Here is a 15,010-nt window from a genome sequence, read left to right as displayed (position 1 = left end):
GCATCAAACGTCAGGGCGCAAACTCTTTCAGCAAAAGTTGCGCAACTTCCATGGCATCATCAGCAGCGTGATAATCCCCCATGACACGCGCCGTGGTGATCGCGCCCTCGATCAGGACAAACAACTGCCTGGCCAAGACCGGCGGTTGCCGAACATTCAATTGCTCAGCCAGTTCAAGCGTGTAGTCCAGGAGTTTCTGCTTGTGCAACTTGGCGATCTGGCGGATGGGGTCTTCAGGGTCCCCGACCTCGCCTGCCGTGTTGATGAATGCACAACCGCGAAAACCATCCGACTCGAACCAGCCTTTCAAAACAGTGAACATGTTCAGTATGCGAGCGTATGGCGTGGCTGCATTATCGCATTCAGTCCTGAACCACTGCATCCAGCGTACGTCGCGGGCACCCAAGGCCGCAGCGGCAATATCATCTTTGGTAGCGAAGTGGTTATAGATGCCCTTTCTCGACACGCCTGAAGTTTTCACCAGTAAATCCATGCCCGTGGCGTGAATCCCGTTTTCGTAGATGAGTTTCTCGGCGGTGGCCAAGATCTGGTCTTTGTGATCTATCGTTGGTCTGCTCATGGGTTCAATGTAGAACGATCGTTCTCCATGATCAAGCCCCTTACCGACATTTATTCAGGGGAGCGAGCAGCAACGCCCGCGCCAACACGTCCCAGATTCTGTCATCTGCACATTGGGCCACGTTGAAACGCAGGAAATCACCGGCAGTACCGGCTTGGCTGAATGCATTGCCAGGGGCCAGTACCACGCCTTCGCTCAAGCAGGCCTTGGCCAGCGTGGCGGCATCTTTACCGTGGGGCAACTGGCACCACACGTACATGCCTGCCTGGGGCGTTATCCAAGGCTCGATGCCCAGGGCGCGCAGCCTGGCGACCGTTGTGGTCATTGCCTGGGCCAGGCGCTGGCGAACACCCTCCATGTGTTTGCGGTAGCCACTGTCGGTAATGGCCTGGTAAATGATGTCTGCACCAAGGCGGCCACCGCCGAAGGTGGTGGCAATCTTCAGATCGACCAGGCTCTCGATCCATTCACCACGCGCAGCAATGTAGCCGCAACGAATGGAGGCGGAGATGGTCTTGGAAAAGCTGCCGATCTGGATGACCCGCGAAAGCCCGTCGAAGGCCGCCAGGCGAGGCGCCGGTGTGGCCTCGAAATCCGCGAAAATCTCGTCTTCCACGATCACCAGGCTGGAGCTGTCGGCCAACTTCAGCAGCCGGTGTGCCGTGACCGGCGACAGGCTGGCGCCGGTCGGGTTGTGAATCCCGGCATTGGTGATGTACAACCGTGGCGCATGCTCACGCAAGGCAGCACCGAACGCCTCGATGTCCGGGCCTGCCGGCGTGTAGGGCACACTGACGATGTTCACCCTGTGTGCCTTGAGCAGGGCGTGGAAATTGAAATAGCACGGGTCGTCGACCAGCACCGTGTCACCCGGCTGCAGCAGAAAGCGGCAAATCAGGTCAATGGCATGGGTGCCGGACTCGGTGAGCATGATGTGGTCTGCCGGGGCTTCGATCCCGGTCCCCGCCAAACGCCGCGACAAGAACTGCCTGAGCGGCGGATGCCCAAGCGGTGAGGCGTAGTCGGTCAGCTTCACGGTGTCGGAACGCGCCAGGGTGCGCAACGCTTTGCGCATGCCCGCCTCGTACATCCAGGCGGCAGGCAGCCAGCCACACCCCGGTTTCATCGCGTCGCTGGCAGTTTCCAAGGACTGGCGCGAGATCCACAACGGGTCCACTTCCCGGTCCAGCCTGGGCGCCAGTTCGGTCAGCACCAATGGCGCGACCGGCCCGGCGACGTAAAAGCCAGAGCCCGGGCGGGAATTGAGCAGCCCCTCGGCCATCAAGCGTTCATAGGCTTCCAGCACGGTAGACACCGACACCTGCAGGGCCCGCGCCATGGCCCGCACCGAAGGGATTCTGGCACCAGGGGTATAGGTTCGCGAGGCTATCCGCGATTTGATTTCGCCCATCACCGCATCAATCCGCGTTCCGTTCCGGCTCATCACACCCTCGACTGTACTGGTTTCATAGGCATAACAGTTCGGTTCAACTGTACTGGATTGTACATGGCCTTCCTCGTGTTGTCGGTGCTGTACTGGGGCCTGAATGAACGAAGGGTATGGCCATGGAAAAAACAACAAGCGGGTGGATCAACGGGTTTATCGGCGTCGCCATCTTTGCTGGCTCGTTACCGGCAACGCGGGTGGCTGTGGCAGCTTTCGAGCCCACCTTCCTGACCTGCGCCAGGGCGTCCATCGCCGGCCTGCTGGGTGCGCTTGTACTGATCTTGCTGAGGCAGCCTCGCCCGCAACGTGCTGACTTGCTGCCGTTGGCCGTGACCGCACTGGGCGTGGTGATCGGGTTCCCGCTACTGACGGCATTGGCCCTGCAGCACATCAGTTCTGCCCACTCCATCGTGTTCGTGGGGCTTTTACCCCTGTGCACCGCCGGGTTTGCCGTACTGCGTGGCGGGGAGCGGCCGCGGCCGTTGTTCTGGCTGTTCTCGTTTGCAGGTGCCGGGCTGGTCGCAGGCTACGCATTGCTCAATGGCGCCGAAGCGTCGGCAAGCGGTGACCTGCTGATGTTGGCGGCGGTGCTGGTTTGCGGGTTGGGTTATGCCGAGGGCGCGCGCCTTTCCAGAAAACTGGGGGGCTGGCAGGTGATCAGCTGGGCCTTGATCGTGGCGCTGCCGCTGATGCTGCTGCTGACCATCGCCAACCTGCCAACCGCGGATGTGTTGGCCAGGGCAGGCGCCCCTGCATGGTTCAGCTTTGGCTACGTGTCCCTGTTCAGCATGCTGATCGGCTTCGTTTTCTGGTACCGGGGGCTGGTGCAGGGTGGCATTGCGGCCGTGGGCCAACTGCAACTGCTGCAACCCTTCATGGGGCTTGGCCTGGCAGCCTTGTTGCTGCACGAACACGTCAGCTGGATGATGCTGGTGGTCACGCTGGGGGCGGTGATGTGTGTGGCCGGGGCAAGGAAGTACGCACACTAGCCGAACCGGCTCAGCGAGGGCCGGCCTGGTCCTTGAGCCATTGCAGCACGGTACCAAGCGCCTTGGGTTGCTGCAGCTTGCGTGGCCATACCAGGTAGAACGACTTGTCGAGCCGCAATTCATGGTCGAACACCTGCCTCAGCCTGCCAGCGGCGATGTCCTCGTTGACAAAGGCCAGGCTGGCCAAGGCAATGCCCTGCCCGCTGAGGGCGGCGTCGATAGCCAGCGAGGTCTGGTTGAAGCGCAGATTCCGGGCGCTGGGTTGACCGTGCTGGGGGAACAACTCGGCCAGGAACCTGGGCCAGAAATCGTGGGCGTCGTGCAGCATGACGAACGCTTGCAATTGCGCGAAGCTAGTGGGCGCGTGGGCCCCCTTGAACAGGGCCGGGCTGGCTACCGCGACAATCCGCTGCTCCATCAACCGTTCACTGTTCAGCCCCGCGCCGACGTCCGGGTTGCCATAGCGCACGGCAACATCCACGCTGTCAGTGCCGAAGTGCGACAACCGATCGGTCGCCAACACCCGCAAATCGATGTCTGGGTGGCGCTGGGCAAACGCGCCGAGCCGGGGTATCAGCCATTTCGAGGCAAAGGTCGGGGTCACGCTGACCGTCAGGTGGGCAGCCTGTGGCCGGAGCAGGCGCGTGGCCTCATCGATCATGGCCAGAGCGTTGCGGATGCTGGCACTGTAGCCCAGGCCCGCATCGGTCAGCGCCAGGCCGCGGGGCAGGCGCTCGAACAGGCGCAGGCCAAGGCTCGCCTCCAGCCCGCGTACCTGTTGCGCAACAGCGGCCTGGGTCACGCCCAGCTCCTCGGCCGCCAGCCGAAAGTTCAGGTGGCGGGCGACCACTTCAAAAACACGTAGCGCGTTAAGCGAGGGCAACGCTGGAAAACCGTCTGGCATGGCTGTGGCAAGGCTACCGGGTCGAGGGGGCGTGATGCCTTCTGACACAGCCCCCAGGTCGAAAACCTGGACGCTGTGAAGGCGCATGGGGCCGATGCTACTCCCCGTGCCCCCGTGAAGATACCCTGGCTCAGGCGCCGAATGCGGCCAGCACCTCTTGCAGCTTGCCCCGGGTCGCCGCCGTGCACGCCTGCATAGGGGCGCGCACCTCATCGCCAATCAGGTTCTGCAACATCAATGCCGCCTTGACCACAGCCGGGTTGGGCTCGGCAAAGGCCATTTTCAGCCATGGCAGCAGTTGGTAGAAAGTGCCGCGCGCGGCCGCCCAGTCACCTGCGTCCACCTGGCGCAGCATGCGCACGTAAAGGTCCGCACGTACATGCGCCGAAGCCGAAATGGCCCCCGCGCCCCCCAGGCACAGGTTGTTGAAGATCTGCAGGTCTTCACCGGCCAGCACCTGCGCGTTACCGTCCTGGATCAGCGCCAGGGTGGTTTCCAGGTCGCCACTGCAGTCCTTGACCGCAGCAATGCGCGGGTGGCGCACGATACGCAGCAGGGTTTCCTGCTCGATGCGTACGCCGGTACGGTAAGGTATGTCGTAGACGATCACCGGCACGCGGGCGGCATCGGCGACGGTGCGGAAGAAGGCTTCGATACCCGCTTGCGAAGGGCGGATATAGCACGGTGCGGGAACCAGCAGCCCGCCCAGCGGCCGCTGCTGGACCTGCGCCTGGAAGGCCAGCAGTTCATCCAGGTTGTAACCCGACAACCCCATCACCACCCTGCCCGGCTCCACCCAGCCCAGCACGGCATCCAGCACCGCCAGTTGCTCGGCCTTGGACAGCGCCGCAGCCTCACCCGTAGTACCGCACACCACAAAACCGGCCACGCCCTCTTCGAGCAAATGCTTCACCAGCTTTTCCAGCCCGGCGAAGTCGATTTCATTCGCGCGCATGGGCGTGACGAGGGCGATCCAGATACCACGGAAATTCGACATGCAAAAACTCCTGATGTTGACCGAAAGTCAGCGTCAGCAGGGCGAAGAGTGGAGGGAGTCGGGGCGGGGTTGCCTGGCGCCTTCTGTCTCGTCAGCCCACCTGACGAGACAGCGCGCCTCGGTCAGATGAGCGGCTGTTTCTTGGATTTCTTGGCAACGGCAACGCACGCACCAGCCTGGGCATTGAAGCCCGAAGCGAAGATGGCGTGGTTGGTCATGGACATGCTGGCAAGCCCGTTGCATGGAGATGGCTGGATAATGGTAGGGGAAGCAGACACCTGTCAAGCCCGCCGGCTTGATCGAATGTGCGCCGCAGGTGTCTATTGGCAGGCGGATTGCGCCCAGTGCTGTATGGTTATCGGTTACGCCAAAGCAGATGCCCGGAGACAAGCATGCTTCGTATTTTTGAGCGCAGGCTCGACCCCTTCCCGCCCGACGAGGTGCCGCCGCCGCCCATGGGGCTGTTGCGCTTCATGTGGGCCTGTACGCGCGGCGCCCGTGGTTACATCCTGGTGCTGGCATTGCTCAGTGCCGGGGTATCGGTCTATGAGGCCTGGCTGTTCGCCTTCCTAGGCCAGGTAGTGGACCTGCTGGCCGCCTGGCAGGCGGGCAGCACGGTCAGCCCCGAGGAAAGCCGCGTGCTGTGGGGCATCGGTATCGTGCTGGTGGTCAGCGTCGGGCTGGTGGCCTTGCGCACCATGGTTCAGCACCAGGTGCTGGCAATCAATTTGCCGCTACGGTTGCGCTGGGACTTCCATCGGCTGATGCTGCGCCAGAGCTTGTCGTTCTTCTCCGACGAATTTTCTGGCCGGGTCACCACCAAGGTGATGCAGACAGCACTGGCAGTACGCGACGTGTTGTTCACCCTTATCGAGATCCTGCCCGGAATCGGCGTGTACTTCATCGCGATCATCGCCCTGGCCGGTGGTTTTGCCCTGAAACTGATGCTGCCCTTCATTGCCTGGGTGCTGTTGTTCGGCCTGGCCATGCTGTATTTCGTCCCCCGCCTGGGCAAGGTCGGGCAGGAACAGGCCAATGCCCGCTCGTCGATGACCGGGCGGGTTTCCGACGCCTATACCAACATCACCACTGTGAAACTGTTCTCCCATTCAAACCGTGAAGCGCATTTCGCGCGTGCCGCCATGGAGGATTTCAAGCAGACCGGCTTTCGCCAGATGCGCCTGGTCAGCCTGTTCGAAATCGTCAACCAGGCGCTGGTCGTGGCGTTGATCATGGGCGCCGGCGGTTATGCACTGTGGCTGTGGCACCAGGGCCAGGTCGGCGCCGGTGCGGTAGCCGCGATCACCGCCATGGCCCTGCGGATCAACGGCATGTCGCACTGGATCATGTGGGAGATCACTTCGCTGTTCGAGAACATCGGTACCGTACAGGACGGCATGGGGACCCTGACCCGCGGCCCCAAGGTGCAGGATGCAGCGGATGCGACCACGCTGGTGAGCAAAGGTGGCGCAGTCAGTTTTGACCAGGTCAGTTTCAACTACAACGGCGAGCGCCAGGTGCTCAACGACTTGACCCTGCACATACGCCCCGGCGAGAAAGTCGGCCTGGTGGGGCGCTCGGGTGCCGGTAAGTCCACCTTGATCAACCTGTTGCTGCGCTTCTATGACGTGGACCAAGGTGAAATCCGCATCGACGGGCAGAACATTGCCAAGGTCACCCAGGACAGCCTGCGCAGTGCCATCGGCATGGTCACCCAGGACACCTCACTGCTACACCGCTCGATTCGCGACAACATTGCCTATGGCCGCCCGGATGCGACCGACGCGCAGATTCGTGCCGCCGCCGCCAATGCCCAGGCCGACGGGTTCATCGACCAGCTCAGCGACCGCCAGGGCAACAGTGGTTACGACACGCTGGTGGGCGAGCGCGGCATCAAGCTGTCTGGGGGGCAGCGCCAGCGCATTGCCATTGCCCGGGTGATGTTGAAGAACGCCCCCATCCTGCTGCTGGACGAAGCCACCAGTGCGCTGGACTCGGAAGTGGAAGTGGCGATTCAGGAGAGCCTGGATGAAATGATGCAGGGCAAGACGGTCATCGCCATTGCCCACCGCTTGTCGACGATCGCGGCCATGGACCGGCTGATCGTGATGGACGAGGGGCGCATCATCGAGCAAGGCACTCACGCCGAACTGCTGGCCAAACAAGGGACTTACGCCCGGCTGTGGCAGCACCAGAGTGGCGGCTTCCTGGGCGAAGACCAAGCTATGGCCGACGCCCTGTAGAACCGGCGGCCTGCGGTGCTGGGCTCAACCCAGCACCGGCCGCAACAATGCCTGGGCCTCGTACAATGCCGGTAGATAGCGCAAGCGGATTTCATCCATGCTCAAGCGTGAGGCATGGGTGGTAATGGTCAGCGTCGCCTGCAACTGGCCGGCGCGATCCAGCAACGGCACACCCAGCACGCGCATGCCGATTTCATATTCCTGGTCGACAATGCAGAACCCTTGTGCCTTCACCCGCTGCAGCTCGGCCTGCAGCAGCACAGGGTCAGTCTGCGTATACGGCGTCAACGCCTGCAGCGCGTTGCGCGCAAAGTATTCAGCCTGCGCGCCCTCCCCCAGCCAGGCCAGCCACACCCGCCCGCCGGCCGTGCAATACATCGGCACCCGCGAACCTGGCCGGATCGATAACGACGCCACATGGCTGTAGCGGCTGCGCACCAGGTGAATGATTTCGTCCCCATCGCGGGTGCCTACCGACACATGCTCCTGGGTCTGCCGCGCCACCTGCTCGATGATCGGCCGCAGCATGCGTGGCAATTGCGCCGAGTCGACATAGGCCTGCCCAAGGCGCAAGGCCTTGGGCGTAAGCCAGTACTCACGGCTGTCGGTCTGGGCGAAGCCCTCATGCACCAAGGTCAGCAGAAAACGCCGCGCAGCGCTGGGGGTGAGACCTGACAGGCGGGCGGCTTGCGGCACACTGAGGCGCGGCTGCTCGGCACTGAACACCTGCATCAGGGCCAGGCCCTTTTGCAGGCCGGCGATAAGGTCGCGGGGATGAATGACGGGGGTGGGCATGCCTTACCTCAGTGCTGGAAGCTAATCGGGCCGATCAATGCGATAACCGGAGCATGGCTGCGATTATCGCATCAACTCGCCGCCAAGCGCATTGTTGTCTGCGTTTGACTACCTCAACCTTGGCGCCACAACAACGCCAATAATGAGGTCAGCATGATTCGTGGCTCCACTGAACTGGTCGCCATCGTCGGTGCCCCCATCGCCCAGGTGAAGTCCCCGGAAAACTTCAACACCTGGTTCGCCAACCACCACCGCGATGTCGCCATGCTGCCCATCGACTTGCACGGGGCAGCGCTGGACAGCTTTGTCGGTGCCCTGCGCGGTTGGCAAAACCTGCGCGGTTGCGTGGTCACCGTGCCGTACAAGCAGGCCCTGGCCAAGCGCCTGGATGCGCTGAGCGAACGCGCTGCGGCCTTGGGCTCGGTCAATGTGGTGCGCCGCGAGCGCGACGGCCGTTTGCTGGGTGACAACGTTGACGGCGCCGGCTTTCTCGGGGCTGCGCGCAAGCACGGCTTCCTGCCTGCGGGCAAGCGTGCATTGGTGATTGGCTGTGGTGGTGTCGGCAGCGCCATCGCCTATGCCTTGGGCGAGGCCGGCATCGCCAGTATTACCCTCAGCGACCCCAGCAGCGAGCGCCTGGGCGCACTGTGCGAACTGCTTGGCACTGCCTTCCCCGGGCTCACGGTCCACACCGCGTTCAATGGGCTCGAAGGCTTCGACCTGCTGGCCAATGCCTCTCCGGTAGGCATGGGCAGCCGTGCCGAGTTGCCATTGTCCGCCGCCTTGCTGGCCACCTTGCTGCCCGAAACCCTGGTAGCCGACGTGGTCACTGCGCCCGAGATCACCCCGCTGCTCAACCGCGCCCGGCAGGTTGGCTGCAAGATCCAGACAGGGCCGGAAATGGCCTTTGCCCAACTCGGCCATTTGGGCGCCTTCATGGGCGTGACGCCGCTGGAGATCTGAAGCCATGGCGACTCATGAAGCAGCATCACATAGCTACGACCTGGTTGTGCTGGGCAGTGGCGCCGGCGGCTTTGCCACCGCCGCTACGGCTGCCTGCCGTGGGCTGAAAGTGCTGGTGGTGGAGAAGGCCGGGCACTTCGGTGGCACTTCGGCCAGTTCTGGGGGCGCCGTGTGGCTGTACGGCACCGACCAGGGGCGCGCGGCGGGGGCCGAAGACTCCCCCGAGGCCATGCGCACCTACCTCAAACACGTAATTGGTAACGGCTACGACGCAGACTTGGCCGACGCCTTCATCGAGCAAGGTCACCAGGCGCTGCGCTGGCTGGAGCAACACACCGAATTGCGCTATTCCGTGCGCCCGCACTCGCCGGATTACTACCCGCACGCCCCCGGCGCCACCGAGTTTGGCCGCGCGCTGGAAATGGTCGAATACGACGGCAGGCGACTCGGTGCACATTTCAAAGCGCTGCAGATGCCACCGCCGGGCATGCTGCTGTTCGGCGGCATGATGGTCAACCGCGTGGACATCCAGCACTTTCTCAGCATGCGCCGCTCGCCCCGGTCACTGTGGCACTGCCTGAAGCTGTTGGCCCGCTATGGGCGGGACAGGCTGCAGCACCCGCGCGGCACGCGGCTGACGACCGGCAACGCACTGGTCGCCCGGCTCGCCACCAGCGCCTTCGCCCATGGCACGCAACTGTGGTTGAACAGCGCCGCCGTGGAGCTGATCACCGAGTGCGGCAGGGTCACCGGCGTGGTGATACAGCGTGACGGGCGCCGCGAACGGGTAATGGCCCGTGGCGGCGTGGTGTGCGCCATGGGTGGGTTCGCCGCTGGCGCGCTGGCCGCCAGCTACCGCCCAGCGCAAGCGGGCGCGCACCTGAGCATGTCACCGCCGAGCAACGACGGTGCCGCACTGCGCCTTGGCCAGGCAGTGGCCGCCGCAGTTGGCGACGGCCTGGCGGCGAACTTCTTCTGGGCACCGGTTTCCGAACTGCGCCATGCCGACGGTCGCCGCGAACGTTTCCCGCACCTGGTGACCGACCGCGCCAAACCGGGCGTGATTGCGGTAGACGCCAGCGGCCGGCGCTTCGTCAACGAATCCGACTCGTACCACCATTTCGTGCAGACCATGTTCGCCAAAGGCATCAGCAGTTGCTGGCTGGTCTGTGATGGCCAGGCGATGCACCGCTATGGCCTGGGCCTGGCGCGGCCCAGCCCCGTGAACAACCAGGCGCTGGTCGATGCCGGCTACCTGTACCGGGCGACCACAGCGCAAGCCCTGGCCCAGGCCATCGGCGTGGACCCGGAGGGGCTTGCCCGCACCCTCGAGCAGTTCAACCGTGATGCCGCCACGGGCACCGACCGTGCGTTCGGCAAAGGCGGCAACAGCTACAACCGCTACATGGGCGACCCGCAGCACCAACCCAACCCCTGCCTGGCGCCGCTCACCCGCGCGCCGTTCTACGCCATCCGCCTCCACACCGGCGACCTCGGTTCGGCCTGCGGCCTGGTCACCAACACCGATGCCAATGTACTGAACCGCAACGGTCAGCCCATCGCCGGGTTGTACGCGGTTGGCAACGACATGAACTCACTGATGAAAGGCACCTACCCCGGGCCCGGCATCACCCTGGGCCCTGCCCTGACGTTCGGCTGGCTCGCTGCCAACCACATCGCTGCGCGCCTGCAGGCGCCCACCACCCCCACGGAGACCCCAGCATGTACTACGAACTGAGAACCTACACCCTCGACCCCCTGAAAATGGCCGACTGGCTCGCGCTGTACCAGAGCCACGCGCTGGAGGTGCAAAGCGAACATTTGGGCAACCTGGTGGGCTTTTTCACCAGCGAGTTCGGCGACGTCAACCAGGTGGTGCATATCTGGGGCTATAGCAGCCTGGACGAGCGCATGGCGCGCCGGGCGGCCATGGCGGCGGACCCACGCTGGGCGGAATTCTCGCGGCGCAACCGGGAGCTGGGGGCAGTCGTGCGCCTGCACTCACGGTTGATGCGGCCGACCGGTTTTTCGCCCTTGCAGTAAACCCTGCACCCCCCTTCTCACCGCCCTTACGGAACCACGCCATGCAACCTCTGCAATGCGACGTATTGGTCATCGGCGCTGGTGCCGCGGGCCTGGCGGCCGCCGTGACTGCGGCACACCATGGCCAGCAGGTAATCATCGCCGAAAAGGCCACCCACCTGGGTGGCACCAGCGCCTGGTCGGGCGGCTGGCTGTGGATACCCCGCAACCCGCTGGCCGTTGCCGAGGGCATCGTCGAGACGGGCGACGCCCCGGAGCGCTACCTGCGCGCGCAAACCCATGTCAGTGAACTGGATGCGCGCCAACAGGCGTTTCTGCACCACGGCCCGGAAATGGTGGCGTTTTTCCAGCGGCACACTGCCGTGCAGTTTCAAAGCGGCAGCCGCATGCCCGACATGCACGCAGGTGACGGCAGTGCGCACGGCGGCCGCTCGCTGTGCGCACTGCCCTACGACGGGCGCCGGCTGGGGCCTTGGCTGTACAAGCTGCGCCCGCCGCTGGACATCGTCAGCCTGGCCGGCATGGGCATTGCCGGGGGCGCCGACATGGCCGCCTTCTTCAACGCCACCCGCTCGCCCAAGGCGGCCATGCATGTCGGCAGGCGGCTGCTGCGCCATGGCCGCGATCTGCTGCTGCACCGTCGCGGCCAGCAGCTGGTCAATGGTAACGCGCTGGTGGCACGCCTGCTGCGCAGTGCGCTCGATCTGGGCGTGACCGTGCTGACCGGCAAAGCGGCCACGCGCCTGCTGGGCTCAGGCAGGGTCGGCGGCGCACAGTTTGCCGACGGCCAGGTGATTCATGCGCGCCGTGGCGTGGTGCTGGCTTGCGGGGGCTTCCCGCATGATCGTCAGCGTATTGCGCAACTGATGCCGCATGCGCCGCAGGGTCACCAGCATTATTCTGCCGCGCCCCGGGAAAACACCGGGGACGGCCTGCGCCTGGGCGAACAGGCCGGTGGCCAGGTACATAGCTGCGGTGCCCATGCCGGGGCTTGGGCGCCCGTGTCGCAGGTGCCACGCCGCGATGGCAGTCATGGCCACTTTCCACACCTGGTCGACCGCGCCAAACCCGGTTTCATTGCGGTACGCAGCGATGGCCGGCGCTTCGCCAACGAGGCCGATTGCTACCACGACTTCATGAATGCATTGTTCGCCGCCACGCCGCAGGGCGAGCCGGCGCAGGCCTGGCTGATCTGCGACCATGCCGCGCAACGGCGCTATGGCATTGGCTGGACCAAACCCTTTCCGTTCCCCACCCGCATCTACCAACGCTGTGGCTACTTGCACAAGGGCGACAGCCTGGCCCAGCTGGCACAGCGCTGTGGCATCGATGCGGCGCAGTTGCAGTGCACGGTGGCGGCGTTCAACCAGCATGCGGCACAGGGCCTGGACCCCGTTTACGGCCGCGGCGCGTCAGCCTATAACCGCGCCCAAGGGGAACCGTTGCACGGGCCCAACCCCTCGCTACGGCCCCTGCTGAACGGGCCGTTCTACGCGGTCAAGCTGTTGCCCGGCAGCCTTGGCACGTTTGCCGGCCTGGCGACAGACGCGGCGGCCCGGGTGCTGAACGATCAGGCGCAGCCTATTCCCGGGCTGTATGCAGTGGGCAACGATATGCACAGCGTGATGGGCGGGCACTACCCGAGCGGCGGTATTACCCTGGGGCCGGGCATGACCTTTGGCTATATCGCTGGCATGGCGTTGAGCAGTTCCGGGGCGGGTTTGCCCGACCTGCTGCATGCCTTGCCAGCGCCATTCAACGCTGTCTAAAGCCGCTATCAGGCGAAGCGGGCCCGCGCCGCATGCAGCTTCTTGTAGCTCTCGATCAACCGCAGGTGCCGGTCGAGGCCTTCGAGCTTCATGCTGGTCGGGGTCAGGCCATGGAAGCGGACGCTGCCGTCAACCGAGCCCAGCACCGCGTCCATGCGCGCATTGCCGAACATGCGGCGGAAGTTGGCCTCGTAGTCGCCCAGCTCCAGTTCGTCATCCAGTTGCACCTCCAGCACCACATTCAGCGCCTGGTAGAACAGGCCACGTTCGACGGTGTTGTCGTTGAACTGCAAGAACGCCTCGACCAGCTCCTTGGCATCTTCGAAGCGCTGTACGGCCAGGCAGATCAGCAGCTTGAGTTCAAGAATGGTCAGCTGGCCCCAGGCAGTGTTCTCGTCGAACTCCACGCCGATCAGCGTGGTGATGGTGGTGTAGTCATCGACATCGCAGTTGTCCAGGCGCTTGAGCAGCAGTTTCAGCGAGCGGCTGTCGAGGCTGTGCAGGTTGAGGATGTCGGCACGGAACGCCAGGGCGCGGTTGGTGTTGTCCCAGATCAGGTCTTCGACCGGGTAGATCTCGGAATAACCCGGCACCAGGATACGGCAGGCTGTGGCGCCCAGGTTGTCGTACACCGCCATGTACACTTCCTTGCCCATGTCTTGCAGAATGCCGAACAGCGTGGCGGCCTCCTGCTGGTTGGAGTCTGCGCCGTGGCCAGAGAAGTCCCACTCGATGAACTCGAAGTCGGCCTTGGCGCTGAAGAAACGCCACGACACCACCCCGCTGGAATCGATGAAGTGTTCGACGAAGTTGTTCGGTTCGGTCAGCGCATGGCTTTCGAAGGTCGGTTGCGGCAGGTCGTTCAGGCCCTCGAAGCTGCGCCCCTGCAGCAGTTCGGTAAGGCTGCGTTCCAGCGCCACTTCCAGGCTTGGGTGGGCACCGAACGAAGCGAAAACGCCACCGGTGCGCGGGTTCATCAGGGTCACGCACATGACCGGGAACTCCCCCCCCAGCGAGGCATCCTTGACCAATACCGGGAAGCCCTGCGCTTCCAGGCCCTGGATACCCGCGAGGATGGCCGGGTACTTGGCCAGGACCTCGTGCGGCACATCCGGCAGGCACAATTCGCCTTCGAGGATTTCACGCTTCACCGCCCGCTCGAAGATTTCCGACAGGCACTGCACCTGCGCCTCGGCCAGGGTGTTGCCAGCGCTCATGCCGTTGCTGAGGAACAGGTTTTCGATCAGGTTGGACGGGAAGTACACCACTTGCTGGTCAGACTGGCGCACGAACGGCAGCGAGCAGATCCCGCGCGCGGTGTTGCCGGAGTTGGTGTCGTACAGGTGAGAGCCGCGCAGCTCGCCATCGGGGTTGTAGATTTCCAGGCAATGCGCATCGAGAATCTCGGCCGGCAGCGCGTCGCGCGGGCCGGGCTTGAACCACTGCTCGTCGGGGTAATGCACGAACGCGGCATTGGCCAGGTCTTCGCCCCAGAACTGGTCGTTGTAGAAGAAATTGCAGTTCAGCCGTTCGATGAACTCGCCCAGCGCCGAGGCCAGTGCGGCCTCCTTGGTAGCGCCCTTGCCGTTGGTGAAGCACATGGGCGACTGCGCGTCGCGAACGTGCAGCGACCACACATTGGGGACGATATTGCGCCATGAGGCGATCTCGATCTTCATCCCCAGCCCGGCGAGAATGCCCGACATGTTGGCGATGGTCTGCTCCAGCGGCAGGTCCTTGCCGGGGATGCAGGTGCTGGTATCGGACACCGGCATCAGCAGGCCCTGCGCATCGGCGTCGAGGTTGTCGACCACCTCGATGACGAACTCCGGGCCGGTCTGCACCACTTTCTTCACCGTGCAGCGGTCGATGGCACGCAGGATACCCTGGCGGTCCTTTTCGGAAATGTCCTCGGGCAGTTCCACCTGGATCTTGAAGATCTGGTTGTAGCGGTTTTCCGGGTCGACAATGTTGTTCTGCGACAGGCGGATGTTTTCTGTCGGTATGTCGCGGGTCTGGCAGTAAAGCTTGACGAAGTAAGCCGCACACAAGGCCGAAGACGCCAGGAAGTAGTCGAACGGGCCCGGGGCCGAACCATCGCCTTTGTAGCGGATCGGCTGGTCGGCGATCACCGTGAAGTCGTCGAACTTCGCTTCGAGGCGCAGATTGTCGAGAAAGTTAACCTTGATTTCCATGCGGGATTACCGTGATTTAAGCGTGCAAGACGAAATTGGCCGGCATTATCCGGGTTTTTACCGCGCACGTCCTGCCTGGCTGCCC

General features: G+C 63.8%; 12 protein-coding genes. 6 read left to right on the top strand and 6 right to left on the bottom strand.

Features of this window, described 5'->3' with window-relative positions; translation table 11 throughout:
• Positions 1-10: 10 nt before the first annotated feature.
• Together AACG97_RS11685 and AACG97_RS11680 are read right to left on the bottom strand one after the other, a co-directional pair.
• On the bottom strand, positions 11-580 hold the full coding sequence (locus AACG97_RS11685; RefSeq protein ID WP_197884842.1) for a TetR/AcrR family transcriptional regulator: 570 nt from the start codon (positions 578-580) through the stop codon (positions 11-13).
• Positions 581-620: 40 nt separating this feature from the next.
• Positions 621-2,024: an aminotransferase-like domain-containing protein gene (locus tag AACG97_RS11680; protein WP_197884841.1), complete on the bottom strand. Its 1,404-nt coding sequence runs from the start codon at positions 2,022-2,024 to the stop codon at positions 621-623.
• 122 nt (positions 2,025-2,146) lie between these two features.
• Here AACG97_RS11680 and AACG97_RS11675 point away from each other — a divergent pair, with 122 nt between their 5' ends.
• Positions 2,147-3,016 (top strand): DMT family transporter, encoded by an 870-nt coding sequence (locus AACG97_RS11675; RefSeq protein WP_115295270.1) that lies wholly within the window; start codon positions 2,147-2,149, stop codon positions 3,014-3,016.
• 10 nt (positions 3,017-3,026) lie between these two features.
• Here the strand turns inward: AACG97_RS11675 and AACG97_RS11670 are convergent, their stop codons facing one another.
• Together AACG97_RS11670 and dapA are read right to left on the bottom strand one after the other, a co-directional pair.
• A complete protein-coding gene (locus tag AACG97_RS11670; RefSeq protein ID WP_197884858.1) occupies positions 3,027-3,920 on the bottom strand; it encodes a LysR substrate-binding domain-containing protein in 894 nt (297 codons plus the stop codon).
• A 130-nt stretch (positions 3,921-4,050) separates the two neighbouring features.
• On the bottom strand, positions 4,051-4,917 hold the full coding sequence (gene dapA / locus AACG97_RS11665; protein WP_054903956.1) for a 4-hydroxy-tetrahydrodipicolinate synthase: 867 nt from the start codon (positions 4,915-4,917) through the stop codon (positions 4,051-4,053).
• A gap of 392 nt (positions 4,918-5,309) precedes the next feature.
• Here dapA and AACG97_RS11660 point away from each other — a divergent pair, with 392 nt between their 5' ends.
• A complete protein-coding gene (locus tag AACG97_RS11660; protein WP_110678291.1) occupies positions 5,310-7,160 on the top strand; it encodes an ABC transporter ATP-binding protein in 1,851 nt (616 codons plus the stop codon).
• A 24-nt stretch (positions 7,161-7,184) separates the two neighbouring features.
• Here AACG97_RS11660 and AACG97_RS11655 read toward each other — a convergent pair whose 3' ends face one another.
• Positions 7,185-7,955, bottom strand: a complete 771-nt coding sequence (locus tag AACG97_RS11655; RefSeq protein WP_064314589.1) for an IclR family transcriptional regulator domain-containing protein — start codon at positions 7,953-7,955, stop codon at positions 7,185-7,187.
• 153 nt (positions 7,956-8,108) lie between these two features.
• Between AACG97_RS11655 and AACG97_RS11650 the strand changes: the two genes are divergently transcribed.
• The 4 genes from AACG97_RS11650 to AACG97_RS11635 are packed head-to-tail and all read left to right on the top strand — an operon-like array spanning position 8,109 to position 12,730.
• Positions 8,109-8,918: a shikimate dehydrogenase family protein gene (locus AACG97_RS11650; protein ID WP_225785594.1), complete on the top strand. Its 810-nt coding sequence runs from the start codon at positions 8,109-8,111 to the stop codon at positions 8,916-8,918.
• Between the two features lie 4 nt (positions 8,919-8,922).
• Entirely contained in the window at positions 8,923-10,656 is a 1,734-nt protein-coding gene (locus AACG97_RS11645) for an FAD-dependent oxidoreductase (protein WP_232554980.1), read from the top strand.
• Positions 10,641-10,961, top strand: coding sequence for an NIPSNAP family protein (locus AACG97_RS11640; protein WP_029887308.1), 321 nt, complete (start codon positions 10,641-10,643; stop codon positions 10,959-10,961). The genes AACG97_RS11645 and AACG97_RS11640 overlap by 16 nt, the downstream gene beginning before the upstream one ends.
• Positions 10,962-11,002: 41 nt before the next feature.
• Complete coding sequence (locus AACG97_RS11635) at positions 11,003-12,730, top strand: FAD-dependent oxidoreductase (protein ID WP_225785596.1); 1,728 nt, start codon at positions 11,003-11,005, stop codon at positions 12,728-12,730.
• Positions 12,731-12,738: 8 nt separating this feature from the next.
• Here AACG97_RS11635 and AACG97_RS11630 read toward each other — a convergent pair whose 3' ends face one another.
• Positions 12,739-14,925: an OsmC domain/YcaO domain-containing protein gene (locus tag AACG97_RS11630; RefSeq protein WP_232554979.1), complete on the bottom strand. Its 2,187-nt coding sequence runs from the start codon at positions 14,923-14,925 to the stop codon at positions 12,739-12,741.
• Between the last annotated feature and the right edge of the window lie 85 nt (positions 14,926-15,010).

Source organism: Pseudomonas sp. Nvir (assembly GCF_963778085.1).
In the GTDB taxonomy this organism is placed as follows: Bacteria; Pseudomonadota; Gammaproteobacteria; order Pseudomonadales; family Pseudomonadaceae; genus Aquipseudomonas; species Aquipseudomonas juntendi.
Note: the sequence above shows the minus strand (reverse complement) of the source record. Positions and strands in the feature narration are given on the sequence as shown.

Bases quoted from the DNA above. Each gene is read 5' to 3' on its own strand.
- AACG97_RS11640 (WP_029887308.1), top strand. From the start codon at position 10,641: ATGTACTACGAACTGAGAACCTACACCCTCGACCCCCTGAAAATGGCC.
- AACG97_RS11650 (WP_225785594.1), top strand. From the start codon at position 8,109: ATGATTCGTGGCTCCACTGAACTGGTCGCCATCGTCGGTGCCCCCATC.
- AACG97_RS11660 (WP_110678291.1), top strand. From the start codon at position 5,310: ATGCTTCGTATTTTTGAGCGCAGGCTCGACCCCTTCCCGCCCGACGAG.
- AACG97_RS11655 (WP_064314589.1), bottom strand. From the start codon at position 7,955: ATGCCCACCCCCGTCATTCATCCCCGCGACCTTATCGCCGGCCTGCAA.
- AACG97_RS11680 (WP_197884841.1), bottom strand. From the start codon at position 2,024: ATGAGCCGGAACGGAACGCGGATTGATGCGGTGATGGGCGAAATCAAA.
- AACG97_RS11635 (WP_225785596.1), top strand. From the start codon at position 11,003: ATGCAACCTCTGCAATGCGACGTATTGGTCATCGGCGCTGGTGCCGCG.
- AACG97_RS11630 (WP_232554979.1), bottom strand. From the start codon at position 14,925: ATGGAAATCAAGGTTAACTTTCTCGACAATCTGCGCCTCGAAGCGAAG.
- AACG97_RS11645 (WP_232554980.1), top strand. From the start codon at position 8,923: ATGGCGACTCATGAAGCAGCATCACATAGCTACGACCTGGTTGTGCTG.
- AACG97_RS11675 (WP_115295270.1), top strand. From the start codon at position 2,147: ATGGAAAAAACAACAAGCGGGTGGATCAACGGGTTTATCGGCGTCGCC.
- AACG97_RS11685 (WP_197884842.1), bottom strand. From the start codon at position 580: ATGAGCAGACCAACGATAGATCACAAAGACCAGATCTTGGCCACCGCC.
- dapA (WP_054903956.1), bottom strand. From the start codon at position 4,917: ATGTCGAATTTCCGTGGTATCTGGATCGCCCTCGTCACGCCCATGCGC.
- AACG97_RS11670 (WP_197884858.1), bottom strand. From the start codon at position 3,920: ATGCCAGACGGTTTTCCAGCGTTGCCCTCGCTTAACGCGCTACGTGTT.